The organism is Mesorhizobium sp. M7A.F.Ca.CA.002.15.2.1 (assembly GCF_003998715.1).
GTDB lineage: Bacteria > Pseudomonadota > Alphaproteobacteria > Rhizobiales > Rhizobiaceae > Mesorhizobium > Mesorhizobium ciceri.
The window spans coordinates 1-524 of sequence record NZ_RZPI01001238.1; the positions used below are offsets into that span (position 1 = coordinate 1).

A 524-nucleotide genomic window follows, 5' to 3' on the forward strand; every position below is an offset into this window, starting at 1 on the left:
CTTGAGCAGGCTCACCCGCTCCTCGGTCGAGTGCCCGGTGCCGAAATCGTCGATGGCGATGCGGATGCCGTCGCGCCGCATTTCGCGCACCAGCCGCGCGAGAAGCGCGTCGTCCGCCGCCTGTTCGGTGATTTCGCAGACCAGCATGGCCGGCGCCAGGCCGAACTCGCCGAGATGCCTGGTCATCAGGCGAATCTCGGCCAGTGCCCGCCCGGCATGGTCGTTGATCAACGGATTGTAGTTGAAGAACAGGTCGAGCCCGTCGACGCCGATATTGCGAAAATTCCTGAGATGCAGCGCCCGGCACATGGTTTCCACAAACAGCCGGTCCGAGACGGCAACGCTTTCGAAGAATATCTTTGGCGCGCCGGGGCGGCCCGCACGGTGCGGCTCGATCAGGGCTTCGGCCGCGACCGCGTGAAGGAACCGGCCGCGCGGCGCGAAAATCGGCTGATAGGCGCTGCGCAGCCGGAACTCGCCATACATGCCGTATTCGATGCCGACTTCGTCGACCCGGATCGCAT

Annotated in this window: 1 protein-coding gene; it reads right to left on the bottom strand. The window is 64.9% G+C overall.

All coding sequences use genetic code 11. The annotated features are described in order from the left end of the window. On the bottom strand, nucleotides 1-524 hold a 524-nt coding region (locus ENZ74_RS33870; protein ID WP_127313384.1), incomplete at both ends, for an EAL domain-containing protein.